The organism is Photorhabdus stackebrandtii, from assembly GCF_011189495.1.
Lineage (GTDB): Bacteria > Pseudomonadota > Gammaproteobacteria > Enterobacterales > Enterobacteriaceae > Photorhabdus > Photorhabdus khanii.
In genome coordinates this window covers 1-321 of sequence record NZ_PUJV01000197.1, presented here as the reverse complement: position 1 = coordinate 321, position 321 = coordinate 1, and the positions used below count along the sequence as shown (strand labels likewise).

Annotated in this window: 1 protein-coding gene; it reads right to left on the bottom strand. The window is 60.7% G+C overall.

Translation table 11 applies throughout. The features are described from left to right. Nucleotides 1-321, bottom strand: a 321-nt coding sequence (locus C5470_RS22310) for a condensation domain-containing protein (protein WP_166291964.1), incomplete at both ends; no start/stop codon positions are given.

The window sequence follows — 321 nt, the reverse complement described above, 5'->3', positions numbered from 1 at the left end:
TACATCATTGTGCCGGTAGTTCAGCAGGGCACTGAAAAGAGGCCCCGCATTGTCAATGCTGCTGCACCGCTGAGCCAGCGCCAGTGACGCATGCTCATGCGCCAGTAATCCGGCCAGCCGGGACTGGACCTGCTGCACACTCTCCCGCACCGGTGTGTTATCAATATCCAGTCGCAGCGGCAGGGTATTAATAAACAGTCCCACCCCTGCTCCCGCCGCCATGCGCCCGAACAGCACGGTGCCGAACACCACCTTTTCCTGCCCGCTGGTGCGCGATAACACCTGTGCCCAGGCCAGATGGCACAACGTTGCCAGACTGAC